Below are 17,172 nucleotides of genomic sequence, written 5' to 3'. Positions count from 1 at the left end.
CCCCCAAAACGGCCATTTCAAACCACCTGAACAACCAAAGGCACCCCCACACCCCACCACCACCGACCACCCGACACAAAAAACGAGGGCGCCCCGGCCACACCGGAACACCCCCGCCACCGACGGAACCGACCACCTCAGGCCGGCTCCACCCCCAACTCACGCGCCCGCTCCACACGACGAGCGAACACACTGTCCGACATCTCGTTCATCTTCTTCAACACCCGCTTACGCTCACGCTTGGACAACCGATCCACGTACAAACGCCCGAACGTGTGATCGGTCTCGTGCTGAAGACAACGCGCGAAATACCCGCTCCCGCTCACCACCACCGCGTTGCCGTCCTTGTCCACCCCACGCACCGTCGCGTGCTCGGCCCGCCCCAACTCCGCGTGCGGACCCGGAACCGACAGACAACCCTCGTTCTCCACCACCACCGCGTCGGACACATCACGCTCGTCCAACACCGGATTGATCACATGCCCCACATGCCGCACACCATCATCATCGGGGCAGTCATAGACGAACAACCGCAGATCCACACCCACCTGGTTGCCCGCCAACCCCACACCCTCGGCCGCGTACATCGTCAAGAACATGTCATCGACCAGACGCGACAACTCCGCGCCGCCCAACATCTCCTCGGGCACATCGGCGTTCACCCGGTGCAGGACCTCCTCACCCGTCACCGTCACCCGCAGCACACGACCACGAGCCGCTTCCGGCGCCATATCCGGATAGTCCGACACCTCCCGCCCCTGAACGAAGACGGCGGGCACGGGCGTGGACTGCTCCGACATGGTCCTTCTCTCCGGGGAAACGGCCACCGACGGCGACACACCGCCACGGCCGATGAAAACGAACACCGACCGACGGCCCACCCCGGCCCCTAACGGAACCAGGCGTTGCCCTGAATGAAACACCGCGCCAGATAGTCGCGCAACGACACCACCACCAGGCGCCGCCGGTCACTCTCATGATCCCACACCACGATCCCCGGCCCGTAGTCCGTGTGCACATACGCGAACTGCGGACCCATGTCCGAATCACCGAAGAAGATCATCTCGTCGAAGGGCGCGTACAACTCCTCGTAATCCGGCTCACACCGCATCGCCAGATTGTCCTCCACCAACCGGCGCGCACCCCACACCACCGCGTCCCCGTACTCGTTGGTCACCCCATCGGTCTCACGCAACAACGACGCCAACTCGAACGGCAAAGGCAGCATCAAGTGCTTCTCCACCTCGGCCAGCATCACCTCATCGGCCGGATCACTCAGATCGGCCTCCGGATACATCTCCAGGATCAGTTCACGCCACACACCACCGATCATCACAGGTCATGGCAAGACACGGGAAATCGTGGTCGGCGAGTTGCGCCGAAAATCCACCCCACCACCCACCCGGATCACCACGAACACCCCAAACCCCCACAAAACCCCCAGCCCCGGAGGCCACCCCACCCACCAAAACCAACACCCGAAACCACCAACCCACTACAAAAAGTCACCAACCACCCCACACCCCACCCACACCACGAACCCACACACCACCCCCACCACCACAACGCACAATAGAACAACACCACCCACACCCACCCCTGGAAGAGACCATCATGGCCACCACCCGACCACCACGAACCCCCCACCACACCACCACGGCCTACCTCTTCCTCCTCATCTCCCACAACACCGCAGCACTCACCCTCACCCCCCTCGTCATCGCCTCAGGCCTCCTCACCCTCCTCTGGATCGGCCTCCCCTTCATCATCCTCACCGCACTCACCCTCCGCACCATCGCCAACGCCCAACGCACCACCCTCACCCACCTCCTCCACAAACCCCTCCCACCCCCCTACCGACCCCTCCCACCCACCGGCATCATCCCCCGCGTCCGCATCATCCTCACCGACCCCGCCACCTGGCGAGACCTCCTCTGGCTCACCACCTCACCCCTCCTCATCACCCTCGCCCTCATCCCCACCCTCCTCCTCGCCCACGCCACCTACCAAACCCTCTACGCCCTCCTCCTCTGGCACACCCACCCCCTCTACGACACCTTCACCGCCACCACCCAAACCCAAGCCCTCACCGCCCTCATCCCCGCCACCCTCCTCACCATCACCGCCACCCTCCTCACACCCCACACCACCCACGCCTACACACACCTATCCCAACTCATCCTCGCCCCCTCCGAAAAAGCCCGACTCACCGCACGCGTCGCCCACCTCGCCACCAGCCGCGCCGACACCATCGACACCCAAGCCGCCGAAATCCGCCGCATCGAACGCGACCTCCACGACGGAGCCCAAGCCCGCCTCGTCGCCCTCGGCATGCACCTCGCCATGACCGAACAGATCATCGAAACCGACCCCACCACCGCCCGCACCATGCTCGCCGAAGCCCGCGAAACCACCCGCCACGCCCTCACCGAACTCCGCGACCTCGTCCGCGGCATCCACCCACCCGTCCTCGTCGAACGCGGACTCGACGGAGCCGTCCAAGCCCTCGCCCTCACCCACCCCCTCCCCATCACCGTCACCACCCACCTCCCCGGCCGCCCCGCCGACCCCGTCGAATCCGCCACCTACTTCGCCATCGCCGAACTCCTCACCAACACCGCCAAACACTCAGGCGCCACCCACGCCCGAATCCACATCAACCACGGCCGCCAACGCCTCATCACCACCGTCACCGACAACGGCCACGGCGGAGCCCACCCCACCCCCGAAAGCGGCCTCAACGGCATCGCACGCCGCCTCGACGCCTTCGATGGCACCATGAACATCACCAGCCCACCCGGCGGACCCACCATCATCACCCTGGAGATCCCATGCGCGTTGTCATCGCCGAAGACCTCGCCCTCCTCCGCGACGGCCTCATAAGACTCCTCCAAGCCCACGACTTCACCGTCGTCGCCGCCGTCGACAACGGCCCCGACCTCCACACCGCCCTCACCCAACACAAACCCGACGTCGCGGTCGTCGACGTCCGCCTACCCCCCACCTTCACCGACGAAGGCCTCCAAGCCGCCATAGACGCCCGCACCCACCTCCCCGGTCTGCCCATCCTCGTCCTCTCACAACACGTCGAACAGCTCTACGCCCGCGAACTCCTCTCCGACCACACCGGCGGCGTCGGCTACCTCCTCAAAGACCGCGTCTTCGACATCGGCCAATTCATCGAAGCCGTCCGCCGCGTCGCCGCCGGCGGCACCGCCATGGACCCCGCCGTCATCTCCCAACTCCTCGCCCGCCAGGACAACCAAGGCCCCCTCGCCCAACTCACCCCCCGCGAACGCCAGGTCCTCGCCGAAATGGCCGAAGGACGCTCCAACTCCGCCATCGCAGGACGCCTCTACATCACCGAAAAAGCCATCAGCAAACACATCAACAACATCTTCACCAAACTCGACCTACCCCCCTCCTCCGACGACAGCCGCCGCGTCCTCGCCGTCCTCGCCTACCTCAACGGCCGCTAGAGCACCCACCACGAACAACAACGACCCACCCCCCGCACACAAAACGGCCGTGGCCCCCAAGGACCACGGCCGCACGCACACCCCCACCTACTCCCGACGCACCCGATACAGACCATCGATCTCCTCGGAGAACGCCCTCAACACAGCCTCACGCCGCAACTCACCCGAAGGCCGCACCAACCCCGACTGCACCGTGAACTCCTCCGCCAACACATGGAACGACCGCACCGCCAAATGCCGCGGCACACTCCGATTGGCCTCGTACACCAACCCCTGCACCTCACGAAGCAGATCACGATCCCCCGCGACCTCCTCCGGCGCCATCGACAACGGCCGACCATTCACCAAACGCCAATACTCCAACTGATCACGCACCAACGTCACCAGAGCACTCGCGAACGGCCGCCCCTCCACGATCACCAACACCTGACTGATCAACGGATGAGCCCGCAACCGAGCCTCGAACCCCGCCACCAACTCGGCGTCCTCACCCGAAACACCGGAAGAACCCTCCTCCTCCGGCTCCTCCACACCCGACTCCACGACCCCGGACCCGGCACCCTCACCCTCGGCAACCGCCCCCAGAACCGCCAACGCACGACGAGCCTCCTCGGCCCCCCGCCCCTCGACCGGACCCCCCGAAGACCCCTCAGAACCCTCCACCTCAACGACCCCAGAAACCCCCGAAGACGCCACAAAACGCCCAGGAACCTCCAACGCCGACGCCTGAGGCCTCACACGCCCCGACACCCGAACAAAACCCTCATCATCCACCTCGGCCGCCACACCCGTGGCCAACCACCCATCACGAAACGCCGCCCGCGTCCCCTCCACATCCGCCCAATAACCCAAGAACACCGCACCACCACGCAAGAACAACTCACCCTCACGCGACACCCACGGCTCCCGGCCCTCCACCACACGACCCACAGAACCCGCCACACGATCACCCACAGCGTTCGCGGCCACCACACCACCCGCCTCGGCGACCCCGTACACCTGCATCAACGGAACACCCAAACCGTTGAAATACGAATCCAGACGCTCCGACAACCCCCCACCCCAACACACCGCCACATGCACACGACCACCCAACGCCTCCCGCACCTTCGCGAAAGACCAATCGTGCATCGACCGCGACAACCGGGCCCAAGCACCCTTCTTCTTGTTCTGATCGAACTGCACCGCCGCGTCCACCGCCGCGTTGAACGCCCCCACCGAATTCCAGTCCGTCGCATGCGCGGTCGACCGCTCCGCACCATGCACACGCTCGAAGAACCCCGACGTCCCCACCAACACCGTCGGCCGGAACCTCAACAACTCACGACGCAACCCACCAGGCCGAGCCACACCCGCCCGCACCCGACCGGCCACACACGCCACCAACATCGCCAGACCCGAGAACTCCGACAGCGGCATATCCACCACCGCACTCGCCTTACCCTCGGGCAACTCCGACAACCGCGGCCACAACCGATCCACCACATCCGCCGCCGACGACAACAACGCACCATGCGAGAGCACCACACCCCGCATCGTCCGCGACACCGTACTCATCGGATACAGCACCACCGCCGGATCCTCCGCCACCACCGCATCACGACGGAACCGCACAGCCGAAGCGTCCATATACGCCCCCAGGCTCGCCACCTCCGGCAAACCCTCCGAAAAACGCCAGACCCTCCCCAGATCCGACATCTCCCGCTGCAACCCCACCACCACACGATGAGCACGCTCACCCGACACCACAGCAGCCGCCGGACGCGTATGCCGCACCACATACGCCAACCGCTCCGACGACGCCACCACCGGAACCGGCACCAACACAGCACGCACCGACCACACCGCGTACGCCAAACGCACCCAGTCATGCCCCTGCGGCAACACCGACAAGACCCGGTCGCCCTCACCCACACCCGCCGCGACCAAACCCTTGGCCAACGACGTCACCTCGGTCGCGAACTCCCCCGCCGTCAACCGCTCCCAACGCTCCTCCCGGAACACCGAGAACACCTGCGCATGCGCGTCAGAGGTCGCCACGTCATAGATCTGGTCACTCAGCCCGGACTGCTCCCGAGCCACCGAACCGGGGGTCTCGCCCATATCCCACTCATCCTCTGCCACATCAGAAGACGGGCCACACGAAACCAACCCGCCTCAATCGGGGAATTAGAGCCCTACTGTGCCCACTTCACCACCGAACGGCAACCTCAGAACCCCAGCACAACCCACAACGACCACACTCACACCACCCTCACCCGAGAACCCCACACGAACGCCCCCAACGACAACACCGCCACCGACGCCATCACCACCGCCATACTCACCAACGACGCCTCACCCGACGGAGTCAACCCCGCCAAAGCCGCCACCGAACCACCCAACGCGAACTGCAACGACCCCATCAACGCCGAAGCCGTACCCGCCACCGACGCCGGCTGACCGTCCAACGCCGTCACCGTCGCGTTCGGCATGATGAAACCGACACTGAACATCATCAACGCCAACAACGCCGACACCGACCACAACTGCGCCACCCCGGCCAACGCCACCACCAACAACGTCACCACCGAGAACAACGCCACCGACAAACCGGCCGCCAACCGCCGCCGCGTATCCACACGACCCACCAACAGACCATTGCCCTGCGTCCCCAACATCGACGCCAGAGCGTTCACCGCGAACAACCACCCGTACGTCTGCGGCGACACCCCGAACTCGTTCTGCGAAACGAACGAGAACGCCGACACATACGTGAACAACATCCCGAAACTCAACCCCAGCGACAACACCGGCCCCATGAACCGCCGATCCCGCACCAGAGAACCCACCGTCGCCAACAACACCCGCGGCCCCTGCGCCCGCCGAGCCTCCACCGGCAACGACTCCGGCAACCACAACGCCACCAACACCAGGCTCAACGCCGACATCGCCGCCAACACCCAGAAACTCAACTGCCAGGGACCCACCAACAACAACTGGGCACCCACCAGCGGAGCCAACAACGGCGCCAACATCATCACCAACGCCAGACGCGAGAAGAACCGCACCGCGTCATCACCCTGGAACATGTCCCGCACCACGGCCCGCGCGATCACCGCACCCGCGGCACCCGCCACACCCTGAACGAACCGCAACACGATGAACGCCGTCACGTCCGGCACGAACACGCACAACACCGACGTCACCGTGAACAACGAGACGCCCACCAACAACGGACGCCGACGACCCCACGCATCGCTCATCGGCCCGATCACCAACTGGCCCACCGCCAGCCCCAACATGATCGCCGTCAGCGTCAACCCGATCTGCGCCTCAGAGGCCCCCAACTCCTCGGTGATCTGAGGGAAGGCCGGCAGATACATATCGGTCGCCAACGGACCGGTCGCCGTCAACACACCCAGGACCAGCACCAACAACGCGATCGCACCACGCGAACGTGGCGGCCTGAGAACCGCCGCCCCTTCGGGAACGGCGGTGGGGGAGGACGAGGAAGACACAGGGACTCCAGTTCATCGAACGAGGACGAGGTAGGGGAAAGCACACCCGAAGGCGCACAACACTCCATACCAACACCAGGCCGACGAGAATCGCTCCCCGCCCCCGCGAACCGAAACCTGTGACCTCTCTTACGTCCACCCCCCGGATCAACGCACCAGACGATCCAACAACCGCTCCACCTCGGCCTCCGGATCCTCCGTCAACCCCCCGTGGATCTCCCCCGCACGCACGATCGTGCTCCGCGGAGCCGTCAACCACCGGAACCGCTGCCCCGGCCGCTCACGACCGGCCGCACCCGCCTCATCACCACCGCGACACATCATCTCCACCGCCTCCAGGGCCCGACGCACCCCCACCAGGTCCACACCCTCGTCCAACGCCAACAGACGACCCTCGTCCAACGCCGAACGAGCCGCCAGGAACGCCCTCTCCTGGCAGTAGACGATCACCCCCGCGTTGACACACTCACCACGCTCCACACACGGCACCACACGCAACAGGGCGTACTCGAACACGGCACGATCGCGTTCCACACCCACACGCCCGGTGGTCACCGTCCCACTGGGGTAACGCTCACTCACGAGGACACCTCCGGAAGCCAGGAACGATCGGCCATACGAGCCGACAGATGACGCACGTAGGCCTCACGGACCTCCTCGGCCGAGTCGAACCCCGGCTCGTCCACCAGCCACACCTCGGGCACCGCGGCCACCACACGACGCAACAGGACCTCGTCCACCACCGGGGCCAGCACGGCGTCCGCCGCGGCCACATCCGGCCGCACCCCCGACAACACGTGATCGGAGGCGTCATAGGGACGGGAGACGAACCGGTCGGCGTTGGCCCACGAGTGATGGAAGATCAACGAGGCGCCATGGTCGATCAGGTAGGGCGCACCGTGCCACATCAACATGTTCGGGTTGCGCCAGGAACGGTCCACGTTCCCGATCAGGGCGTCGAACCACAGCACCCGCCCCGCCAGGTCCCGATCGACCTCGAAGACCAGCGGATCGAAGCCCAACGACCCCGGCAGGAAGTCCATCCCCAGGTTCAACCCGTCACTGGCCTTGAGCAGCTCCTGGACCTCCGGGTCGGGCTCACCGCGACCGATGACCGCGTCGAACTCCACCAGCGCGAGCTCGGGCACCGGCAATCCCAGGGCTCGACCCAGCTCACCGGCGACGACCTCCGCGATCAGGGTCTTACGCCCCTGTCCGGCCCCGATGAACTTGACCACGTACATTCCCAGGTCGTCGGCCTCGACCAACCCCGGGAGCGAACCTCCTTCGCGCAACGGCACCACGTACCGCGTCGCGATCACTTTCTTCAGCACGCCGGCCAGCATAGACACCGATGACCCAAGGCGGGACCGACCGCGATGTCGCGCACCCCACGGCGCTTCGAACCCGCACCGCCGAGTGCGCTTTCGAGTCCGGGAGGAGACGAGGCGTTCAGTCCTTCTCTCCGCGATCGGTCACACGCACCCACGCCGTCACCGGAGAGCACCCCTCCAGGGGTCTCCAACACACCCCTGAACACGTTCTAGATATGGCCCCGAAGGGCCACGACACGCCGAGGGTCCTTCAGGGAGGGGTTTATAGGGGTGCGGCGTAGCCGCGCGATCTTCTTTTTCTGGAGTGCTTTTCATAGAAAAGCCGCGCCACCTTGACGACGTAGATTTATATGCTGGAACGTGTTCCACGGCAGGGTCCTTCGAAGATCTTCACCGTCTTCCCGCCGATCTCCCCCGGGAAAGAGGGTGTCTCCTCCGCCCGACCGGGCCCGCTCCCCTAGACGTTGTCCTCCGGGAGCTCCTCCCAGCCCTCCTCCCCCTGCGGATCCTCTCCCGGACCCGGCAGGGACGGCACCGGGGTGGGCTCCCCCTCCTCGTCCCCCGGTGACGGCTCCTCCTGCGCCGGTTCGGACCGCTCCTCCCCCGGTTGCTCCTCGGGGGTGCTCTCAGGCTGGGGGAACTGCAACATCCACAGGTACAGAAGGAACATCGACACCAGCAGCAGGGCCAGCAGCGCGCCCAGGGCGCCGATCAACCACCAGTTGGCCTCGCCCCGGGCCACCTTGCTGTCACGCCCGTCACCGCGCACGCTCCATCGCACGGCGGAGGCGCCCCGCTCCCCCGCCCAGTGCGGCATCACCACGGGACCGCTGCGCACCGCCGGACCGCCGCCTCCGGCCCTCTCCAACAGCACCCCGGCGTCGGGGCCGTCCTCGGTGTGGGGTCGCGCCACCCACAGAGCCGAACGGCCGCTGATGCGCGCGGCCACCACGTCGTCGTCCTCCTCCACCACCCGGGCGAACCGCTCACGGGTGGGCTCGTCGATCGCGGCGGCGTCGTTGAGCATCGCCACGCTCACGAGCTCTCCCGAACCGTCCCGACCCAGGTAGACCACGCCCAGGCGCGACTCGCGCAGTCTCCCCAGCAGCCGGTACTCCCCCAGCTGCCGCGGATCCCCCTCACGCAGCCCCATCGTGGGCACCGACATCCGTCTCCCCCTTCGCCGCGAACGCCCTGACCCACCACCCGTGCCGGAAACCGGAACAACGGGGCCGGAACAGGTAGTGTCGCCACAGGTGATCCACAACCTACTCCTACCGGTGCCCGAGGACGGAGCACCCAGTCTGGGAAGGCGGGCCATGGCAGAAACCTCACCCGGGAACGGTTCCCCCACTCCGAGCCCCGAGAGTGCACCGGGGGAACCGACCCGTCTGCTGCGCGCGGCGCTGCACGAGGTCTCCACCGTCATCGTCGGCCAGGAGCGCATGGTGGAGCGCTCCCTGATCGCCCTGGTGGCCCGAGGACACTGTCTCATCGAGGGGGTCCCCGGCATCGCCAAGACACTGGCCGTGTCCACACTGGCCAAGGTCACCGGTGGTTCCTTCACCCGGATCCAGTTCACCCCCGATCTGGTCCCCTCCGACATCGTGGGCACGCGCATCTATCACCCCTCCACGGAGCGGTTCGACGTCGAGCTCGGTCCCGTGTTCGCCAACTTCGTCCTGGCCGACGAGATCAACCGGGCCCCGGCCAAGGTGCAGTCGGCGCTGTTGGAGGTCATGGCCGAACGGCAGGTCTCCATCGGCGGCACCACCCACCCCCTGCCCGCCCCCTTCATCGTCATCGCCACGCAGAACCCGGTGGAGTCCGAGGGCGTCTACCCCCTTCCCGAGGCCCAGCGCGACCGTTTCCTGATGAAGGTCGACGTGAACCACCCCAAGGCGCACGAGGAGATGGAGATCCTGCGGCGGATGAGCACGGAGCCGCCCACCGCCCACCAGGTGCTGGATCCGGTGACCCTGGGCGAGCTCCAGGCCGACGCCGAGCGGGTGCACGTCCACCAGCTCATCGCCGACTACGTGGTCCGGCTGGTCATGGCCACCCGCGAGCCCGAGAACCACCAGATGCCCGATCTGCGCCAGGCCTTGGAGGTGGGGGCCAGCCCTCGCGCCACGCTGGGGCTGGTCGCCTCGGCCCGCGCCCTGGCGCTGCTGCGCGGGCGCGACTACGTCCTGCCCGACGACGTGCGCGTGCTCGCCCACGACGTCATCGCCCACCGTCTGGTCCTGACCTTCGACGCGCTGGCCGACGGGATCACCCCGGGGCAGGTGGTCGATCGGATCCTGTCCACCGTTCCGGCGCCCAGGGTGATCTGGGACGAGCCGCCCAGCGGAGAGACCGCCTCCTTCGCCGCGCGGAGGTGACCGGTCCATGAACACTCCCGCCATCGGCACCGACCCTCGGTTGCGTGCCGCGCTGCGCCGTCTGGACCTGCGTATCGTGCACCGGCTGGACGGGCTGTTGCACGGTGAGCATCTGGGGTTGCGGTTGGGGCCCGGTTCGGAGGCGGCCGAGGCGCGTCTGTACCAGCCGGGCGAGGACGACGTACGGCACATGGACTGGGCCGTGACGGCGCGCACCGACACCCCGCACGTGCGCGATCTGGTCGCCGACCGGGAGTTGGAGAGCTGGACCCTGTTGGACCTGTCCCCTCGAATGGACTTCGGTACCGGCCTGTACTCCAAGCGCGACGTGGCGGTGGGGGCCCTGGTGGCGGCGAACCTGCTGACGCAGCGGGTGGGCGACCGTTTCGGCGCGCACTTCCTGCATCAGGGGCGGGTGCGCCGGTGGCCGGCCCGGTCGGGCAAGGAGGCCCTGCTGGGGTTGTTGGCGACGGTAGCGGCCGCGCCCACGGGTGACGAGAACGTCCCGTCGGCGGACGGGGCGACGTTGGCCGACGCGATCGACGATCTGGTGCGTACGCGTCGTCGGCGTGGTCTGCGCGTGGTCGTCTCGGACTTTCTGGACACTCCGGCCTTCGGGGGCACGGTCCCCTGGGAGCGGCCGTTGCGCATGTTGGCCGCGCGCCACCAGGTGTTGGTGGTGGAGGTGGTGGATCCGCGTGAGTTGGACGTGCCCGAGGTGGGCGACGTGGCTCTGCGGGATCCCTCCAGTGGGCGGGTGCGCGACGTACGGCTGACCCGTGCGGTGCGGGAGCGTTATCGTCGGGCGACGGCGGAGCAGCGGGCGACGATCCGTTCGGCTCTGCGTCGTTGCGGCGTCCAGCATCTGGTGTTGCGGACCGACCGTGACTGGGTACTGGACATCGCGCGGTTCGTGGTCGATCAGCGTCGGACCGCGCATCACATGGCCCGTCACACTCCGGGGGCGCCCCGGTGAGACGGAGTCGTCAGGACCAGGCGTGGGAGGGCCCCGCGCATTCGACGCCCATGGGGGAGGCGAGGCCGTCATGACCTTCCTGGAACCGCAGCGGCTGTGGTGGCTGTTGCTCATCGTGCTCCTGGTGGTCGCCTACGTCCTCGCCCAGCGGCAGCGTCGTGAGTACACGGTGCGGTTCACCAACCTGGAGTTGTTGGACCAGGTGGCGCCGAAGCGTCCGGACGTGCGTCGTCACGTCCCGGCGGTGCTGTTCGTGGGGACGACGGCGGTGTTGATCGCCGCGATGGCGGTGCCGGCGATGCCGGTGGAGGCCCCTCGTGAGCGGGCGACCATCATCGTGGCGGTGGACGTGTCGTTGTCGATGGCGGCCACCGACATCGAGCCGGACCGGTTGCGGGCGGCCAAGGAGTCGGCGCGCGGGTTCGTGGAGACGTTGCCGGAGCGGTTCAACGTGGGTTTGGTGTCCTTCTCCTCGACCGCTACGGTGGTGGCGCCTCCGACCCAGGACCACGAGGCGGTCATGGGGTCGATCGAGAACCTTCGGTTGGGGCCGGGTACGGCCATCGGCGAGGGTGTCTTCGCCTCGTTGGAGTCCATTCGCGGTTTCGACGAGGACGCGGAGGAGGATCCGCCTCCCGCGGCGATCGTGCTGCTCTCCGATGGTGAGAACACCAGCGGCCGGGACATCGCGCAGGCGTCGTCGGTGGCGGCCGAGGACGAGGTTCCGGTGTCGACGATCGCGTTCGGCAGTGGGGCCGCGATGATCGAGATCGACGGCTACCAGGTGCCGGCCGACATCGACAAGGAGGCGTTGCGAGCGTTGGCCCAGGACACCGGTGGCCACTTCTACGAGGCCGAGAGCGAGAGCGAGCTGGACGAGGTCTATGAGGACATCGGCTCCTCGTTGGGGACCGAGTACGTGCACGAGGAGATCGTCACGCGTTTCGTTCTGGTCGCGATCGTGCTGTCCATGGCCACCGCGTTGACCTCGCTGCTGTGGTTCCAGCGACTTCCCTGATCAGAGCCACCCCCACCACCCCCGAAGTGATGTTGACCACATCCTTTTAGGTGGGGTTTACACCAATTGACCCGGTGATACCGGTTAGCGTTGGCATGTTTTGTCATGCCCACTTACATCGAGGAACGATGTCGAACACACCCGCTTCTCCGACCGCGATCCTTTTCGATCTGGACGACACCCTCATCGACGACGCGGCCTCCTCCTCCGCGGGGCTGCGCGCGGTCATGGAGCGCATCGGCCACCCTGACTTCGGCGCCGCCCGCGCCCTGTGGGACATCCAGACCGAGCTCTCCTTCGGCGCCTACCTTCGCGGACACCTGTCCCTGGACGAGCAGCGCCGCGAACGCATCCGCGCCCTGGCCGTCCAGGCCGGGCACAACGAGCTCGCCGACCAGCACTGCGACGAGCTCTACCGCCTCTACCTGGAGGTCCAGCGCACCGCCTGGCAGGTCTTCCCCGACACCCACTCGACCCTGGCCGCGCTGGGGCAGGCCGGGTACCGGCTGGCGATCGTCACCAACGGCATCGAGGCGCTCCAGCACGCCAAGCTCCAGGCCCTGGAACTGACGGGCTACTTCCACACCGTGGTCTGCGCCGACACCGCCGGCGCCGGCAAGCCCGACGCGCGCATCTTCCAGTTCGCCGCCCAGCGTCTGGGCGTGGACCCCACCGCCTGCTGGCACGTGGGCGACCAGCTCCAGTCCGACGGGGTGGGGGCCACCGCCGCGAGCATGCATCCGGTCATCATCGACCGCGCCGGCCGAAGCCCCATCGAGGGCGTTACGGCCATTCCGGACCTGGAGGGCCTCCTGCGCCTTCTGGGTCTCCCCTCGGCCGTGGGGGCCCTGTGACCACTGCCGACTGGATGGCCCGTCGGGTCACCGTCCACCTGATCACCGACGGACCTCGGGGGCCGGTCCTGTCGGGCGCCCGGGTGCTCTTCGGTCAGGATCCCGAGGCGATCGCCCGCGAACTGGGCGGGATGTCCCCGGAGGAGCCGCTGGCGACCGTGGACGTGCTCACCGAGACCGTGAGCCTGTCCCACAGCCGCGCCCTGCACGTGGACCGCGTCGTCTACTCCCGACCCCATCTGCTGGCCTCCTGGCCGAACGTGGTCCCCACCGAGGGACTCACCCCGACCGCGTCGCGGCTCGTGGACGAAGAGCCCGAGCCGGACGCCGACGCCCCGCCGAGAAGGCGCCGTTTCGCCTCCTACGGCATCGTCACCGACCCCTCCGGGCGGATCCTGTTGAGCAGGATCGCCGAGGGCTATCCCGCCGCCGGCACCTGGCATCTGCCCGGAGGGGGCGTGGACGCCGGTGAGGACGTGCGGGCCGCGCTACGGCGCGAGGTGCTGGAGGAGACCGGCCAGTTCGGCGTGGTCGGAGACCTCATCAAGGTGACCAGTCACCGTCGTACCCCGGAGGGCGGCACCGACGTCTACGCGGTCTGGGTGTTCTCCCATGTACACGTGGGTCGGCCCACCGAGCCGCGGGTGAACGAGCCGGACGGCTCCACCGCCGACTGCGCGTGGTTCACCCCCGAGGAGCTGGCGGAACTGAACCTGTCCACCACCGCGCGTCGCGGGTTGGGCTTCCTCGTCGAGCATCGCGGCCGCTGAGGGCCGTCCCGGGGTCGAGCATCACCCTCGGCCCGGCCCCGGCTCAGGCCAGAGCGCGGTGGCGCAGCCACCACAGCCCCGCGCCGGCCCCCAGGACCAGAACACCGAGCATGACCACCGGCAGGGGCAGGCTGCACGCCAGCACCACGCACCCCACCAGGCCCCCGACCGGGGCGATGAGGGGCGGCCGGTTCTCCTCGGGCCCCAGACGCAGCGCCGAGGCGTTGGCGATGGCGTAGTAGACCAGCACGCCGAAGGCGGAGAAGGCGATCACACCGCCCAGGTCGCCGACCAGCACCAGGGCGATCACCACTACGGCCACCGCCACCTCGGCGCGGTGGGGCACCCCGAAACGTTTGTGGGTGCGGGCCAGGTGGCGGGGCAGGTGCCCGTCGGCGGCCATCGCGGCGACCGTGCGCGAGACGCCCAGCAGCAGGGCCAGCAGCGCGCCCACACAGGCCAGGACCGCGCCGGCGATCACGAACGGGACCAGGAAGGGGACCCCGGCCACGCGTACCGCGTCCACCAGGGGGGCGTCGCTGGTGGTCAGCCTCTCGCGTCCCAGCACGATCAGCAGGCTCGTGCCGATCGCCAGGTAGAGGGCGAGCACCACGCCCAGGGCCAGGGTGATGGCGCGGGGGATGGTGGTCCTGGGGTCGCGTACCTCGCCGCCCAGGGTCGCGATCCTGGCGTAGCCGGCGAAGGCGAAGAAGATCATCCCCGCCGCTCCGAGGACACCGAAGGATCCCGGCCAGGGGCCCATGCCGTCGACCTCGGCCACCGCGGACAGGCGGCCGCTGAACACCATCGCGGCCAGGACGGCGAGCAGGACGGCCAGGACCGCCACCAGCAGGATCTTGATGACGAGGGTGGATCTGCGCACCCCTCGGTAGTTCAGGGCGGCCAGCACCAGGACCAGGGCCACCGCCACGGGTCTCTCCCAGCCGGGGAGGAGGTAGGCGGCGAAGGTCAATGCCATGGCGGCGCAGGAGGCGATCTTTCCCACGACGAACGCCCAACCGGCGAGGTAGCCCCACAGGTCGCCCAGGCGTTCGCGTCCGTAGACGTAGGTGCCGCCGCTCTCGGGGTGGCGGGCGGCCAGTCGCGCGGAGCAGATCGCGTTGCAATAGGCGACCAGGCCCGCGATGGCGATGGCGACGGGAAGCCAGGCGCCGGCGCCCAGTGCCGCCGGTGCGAAGACCGAGAACACCCCGGCGCCGAGCATCGCGGCGGCGCCGATGGCGGCCGCGTCGACGGTACCCAGCACCCGGGCAGGTTCGGCCTGCGGTCCGGAAGAGGTGGCCAACAAGGTCTCCTTGATCGATGATCCGACTTTTCGAGTGTGCCCGATCCGATCGGCCCGCGGGGGCCGCCTCCCGTGGTCGCGGTGTCCGGACCCGGTCTCGCGGCGGCCGCGAACCCCGGCCCCGTCGGCACAGCGAGAGGCCCTCGGACCTCTCCGAGGGCCTGCTCACATCGCGTCGACCCGGCGGTCGGCGCCCCTGGTCGCCCCGCCCGTCGCGTTCACGTTCAGATCGGACGCCACGGGGTGCCGGTGTTGTCGTTGATGTCCTCGGCCGCCACCTGACGCAGTTGTCGGGACAGGTCGGACAGGGCGCGGGAGACCGCGAGCTCCTCTCCGATCTCCGGTACGTCCAGATCGGTGGGGTGCTTACGGGCCATGCCGTGTCCCCGGAGCGCGGTGCCGTCGTCGGCCATCAGCCCGACTTCGGCCCAGGTCCGGGCGGCGTCGCCCTCGCTCTCCTCCGCGACGACCACGTCGACGTTCCAGCGCTTCATCGTCTGCATGGACTCGGCTCCCCTCGCGTGCGGTATGTGTTCGATGTGCGCGTCGGGTCCCGGGTAGATCAGGTCCCGGTGTTCGACGCCGCCATCGGTCCAGCGCACCTGGTAGGGCGGTGCCCCCTCGGGCCCCCTGACCTCGGTGACCACCGCGGTCCGGCGGTGGGTGTCGGCGTTCGGGCTTTCGACGACCAGGTGGTCGCCTACCTTTGCTCGCATCGGTTCCCCCACAAACCTCGCCTATCCTCATCATTCCGCCCGAAACGGTGATCACACCAACGGTTGGCCCTTTCGTTCCCCGTGGTATGAGAGGTTTTTACCGGCTCGTCGCGGGCCCCGACCCTGGTAGCGTCACGGCGTGGCCCAGCACTACTTCGACTCCTCTCCGAGCTCCGCCAGTCGGCCTTCCACCGCCGACCTGGTGCTGCCCGATCTCCACCTGCGCCTGCGCACCGACCGCGGGGTGTTCTCCCCCGACAAGGTCGATCTGGGCACCCGCGTCCTGTTGGAGAGCGTTCCGCCCCCGCCGCCCGAGGGCACCCTGCTCGACGTGGGCTGCGGCTACGGACCCATCGCCCTGACCCTGGCCTCGCGCGCGCCGGGAGCCCGCGTGCTGGGGGTCGACGTCAACGCCCGCGCCGTCGCGCTGGCCCGCCGCAACGCCGCCGAGCACGGCCTGGACGGGGCCCGCTTCGCCGTGATCACCCCCGAGGGCGATCCGGCCCCCGAACAGGGCGAGGTCGAGGGCGCGGCCCCCACCTCCGAAGACCTTCTCGGCCCCTTCGACGTGCTGTGGTCCAACCCGCCCATCCGGGTGGGCAAGGAGGTCCTGCACTCCCTGCTGCTCACCTGGTTGGGTCGCCTGTCCCCCACGGGGGTCGCCCACCTGGTGGTCCAGCGTCACCTGGGTTCGGACTCCCTCCAGAAATGGTTGGAGTCGCGGGGGCACGCCACCGAACGTCTGGCCTCGCGCGCCGGTTTCCGGGTGTTGACCGTGCACCCCGCGACCCCCGACGAAAGGGCCTGAGGTCCCGAACGCGCCGGGTCGGGCGTG

The 17,172-nt window shown here is 68.0% G+C and carries 17 protein-coding genes; 8 read left to right on the top strand and 9 right to left on the bottom strand.

Annotated elements, in window-relative coordinates:
- Positions 1-137: 137 nt before the first annotated feature.
- Positions 138-800, bottom strand: coding sequence for a peptide deformylase (def, locus tag TR33_RS03670; RefSeq protein ID WP_017534967.1), 663 nt, complete (start codon positions 798-800; stop codon positions 138-140).
- An 89-nt stretch (positions 801-889) separates the two neighbouring features.
- Positions 890-1,333 carry an SMI1/KNR4 family protein gene (locus tag TR33_RS03665; RefSeq protein WP_026125071.1) on the bottom strand — a complete coding sequence of 148 codons (444 nt, stop codon included), beginning with the start codon at positions 1,331-1,333 and terminating at the stop codon, positions 890-892.
- 281 nt (positions 1,334-1,614) lie between these two features.
- Between TR33_RS03665 and TR33_RS03660 the strand changes: the two genes are divergently transcribed.
- Positions 1,615-2,883: a sensor histidine kinase gene (locus TR33_RS03660; protein WP_042281426.1), complete on the top strand. Its 1,269-nt coding sequence runs from the start codon at positions 1,615-1,617 to the stop codon at positions 2,881-2,883.
- Positions 2,832-3,479, top strand: a complete 648-nt coding sequence (locus TR33_RS03655; protein WP_017534969.1) for a LuxR C-terminal-related transcriptional regulator — start codon at positions 2,832-2,834, stop codon at positions 3,477-3,479. The genes TR33_RS03660 and TR33_RS03655 overlap by 52 nt, the downstream gene beginning before the upstream one ends.
- 87 nt (positions 3,480-3,566) lie before the next feature.
- Here TR33_RS03655 and TR33_RS03650 read toward each other — a convergent pair whose 3' ends face one another.
- From TR33_RS03650 to TR33_RS27375, 5 genes are all read right to left on the bottom strand, one after another.
- Positions 3,567-5,582, bottom strand: a complete 2,016-nt coding sequence (locus TR33_RS03650) for an AMP-binding protein (RefSeq protein ID WP_017534970.1) — start codon at positions 5,580-5,582, stop codon at positions 3,567-3,569.
- 140 nt (positions 5,583-5,722) lie between these two features.
- On the bottom strand, positions 5,723-6,979 hold the full coding sequence (locus TR33_RS03645) for a multidrug effflux MFS transporter (RefSeq protein ID WP_042281423.1): 1,257 nt from the start codon (positions 6,977-6,979) through the stop codon (positions 5,723-5,725).
- A gap of 147 nt (positions 6,980-7,126) precedes the next feature.
- The gene (locus TR33_RS03640) at positions 7,127-7,561 is read right to left on the bottom strand and encodes a DUF3037 domain-containing protein (protein ID WP_026125072.1); all 435 of its coding nucleotides are present in this window, start codon (positions 7,559-7,561) and stop codon (positions 7,127-7,129) included.
- Complete coding sequence (locus tag TR33_RS03635) at positions 7,558-8,325, bottom strand: HipA family kinase (protein ID WP_017534973.1); 768 nt, start codon at positions 8,323-8,325, stop codon at positions 7,558-7,560. The genes TR33_RS03640 and TR33_RS03635 overlap by 4 nt, the downstream gene beginning before the upstream one ends.
- 445 nt (positions 8,326-8,770) lie before the next feature.
- On the bottom strand, positions 8,771-9,481 hold the full coding sequence (locus tag TR33_RS27375) for a hypothetical protein (protein ID WP_026125073.1): 711 nt from the start codon (positions 9,479-9,481) through the stop codon (positions 8,771-8,773).
- Positions 9,482-9,632: 151 nt separating this feature from the next.
- Here TR33_RS27375 and TR33_RS03625 point away from each other — a divergent pair, with 151 nt between their 5' ends.
- The 5 genes from TR33_RS03625 to TR33_RS03605 all read left to right on the top strand — a co-directional run bounded on the left by TR33_RS03625 (position 9,633) and on the right by TR33_RS03605 (position 14,315).
- On the top strand, positions 9,633-10,697 hold the full coding sequence (locus TR33_RS03625; RefSeq protein ID WP_014908995.1) for an AAA family ATPase: 1,065 nt from the start codon (positions 9,633-9,635) through the stop codon (positions 10,695-10,697).
- A gap of 7 nt (positions 10,698-10,704) precedes the next feature.
- On the top strand, positions 10,705-11,673 hold the full coding sequence (locus tag TR33_RS03620; RefSeq protein ID WP_042281419.1) for a DUF58 domain-containing protein: 969 nt from the start codon (positions 10,705-10,707) through the stop codon (positions 11,671-11,673).
- A gap of 70 nt (positions 11,674-11,743) precedes the next feature.
- Positions 11,744-12,691, top strand: coding sequence for a VWA domain-containing protein (locus TR33_RS03615; RefSeq protein WP_042281416.1), 948 nt, complete (start codon positions 11,744-11,746; stop codon positions 12,689-12,691).
- Positions 12,692-12,819: 128 nt separating this feature from the next.
- Positions 12,820-13,545 (top strand): HAD family hydrolase, encoded by a 726-nt coding sequence (locus TR33_RS03610; RefSeq protein ID WP_017534976.1) that lies wholly within the window; start codon positions 12,820-12,822, stop codon positions 13,543-13,545.
- A gap of 14 nt (positions 13,546-13,559) precedes the next feature.
- Positions 13,560-14,315 (top strand): NUDIX hydrolase, encoded by a 756-nt coding sequence (locus TR33_RS03605; protein ID WP_014911362.1) that lies wholly within the window; start codon positions 13,560-13,562, stop codon positions 14,313-14,315.
- A gap of 43 nt (positions 14,316-14,358) precedes the next feature.
- On the opposite strand, the gene TR33_RS03600 is transcribed toward TR33_RS03605, so the two are convergent.
- Both TR33_RS03600 and TR33_RS25840 read right to left on the bottom strand, forming a co-directional pair.
- The gene (locus TR33_RS03600) at positions 14,359-15,621 is read right to left on the bottom strand and encodes an APC family permease (RefSeq protein ID WP_042281414.1); all 1,263 of its coding nucleotides are present in this window, start codon (positions 15,619-15,621) and stop codon (positions 14,359-14,361) included.
- Between the two features lie 224 nt (positions 15,622-15,845).
- The gene (locus tag TR33_RS25840; RefSeq protein ID WP_081616083.1) at positions 15,846-16,337 is read right to left on the bottom strand and encodes a dsRBD fold-containing protein; all 492 of its coding nucleotides are present in this window, start codon (positions 16,335-16,337) and stop codon (positions 15,846-15,848) included.
- A gap of 139 nt (positions 16,338-16,476) precedes the next feature.
- Here TR33_RS25840 and TR33_RS03590 point away from each other — a divergent pair, with 139 nt between their 5' ends.
- A complete protein-coding gene (locus TR33_RS03590; RefSeq protein ID WP_017534980.1) occupies positions 16,477-17,145 on the top strand; it encodes a class I SAM-dependent methyltransferase in 669 nt (222 codons plus the stop codon).
- The last annotated feature ends 27 nt before the right edge of the window (positions 17,146-17,172 follow it).

This window comes from Nocardiopsis alba (assembly GCF_000710955.1).
GTDB classification, from domain to species: domain Bacteria; phylum Actinomycetota; class Actinomycetes; order Streptosporangiales; family Streptosporangiaceae; genus Nocardiopsis; species Nocardiopsis alba.
This window is presented reverse-complemented; position numbering and strand designations above follow the sequence as displayed.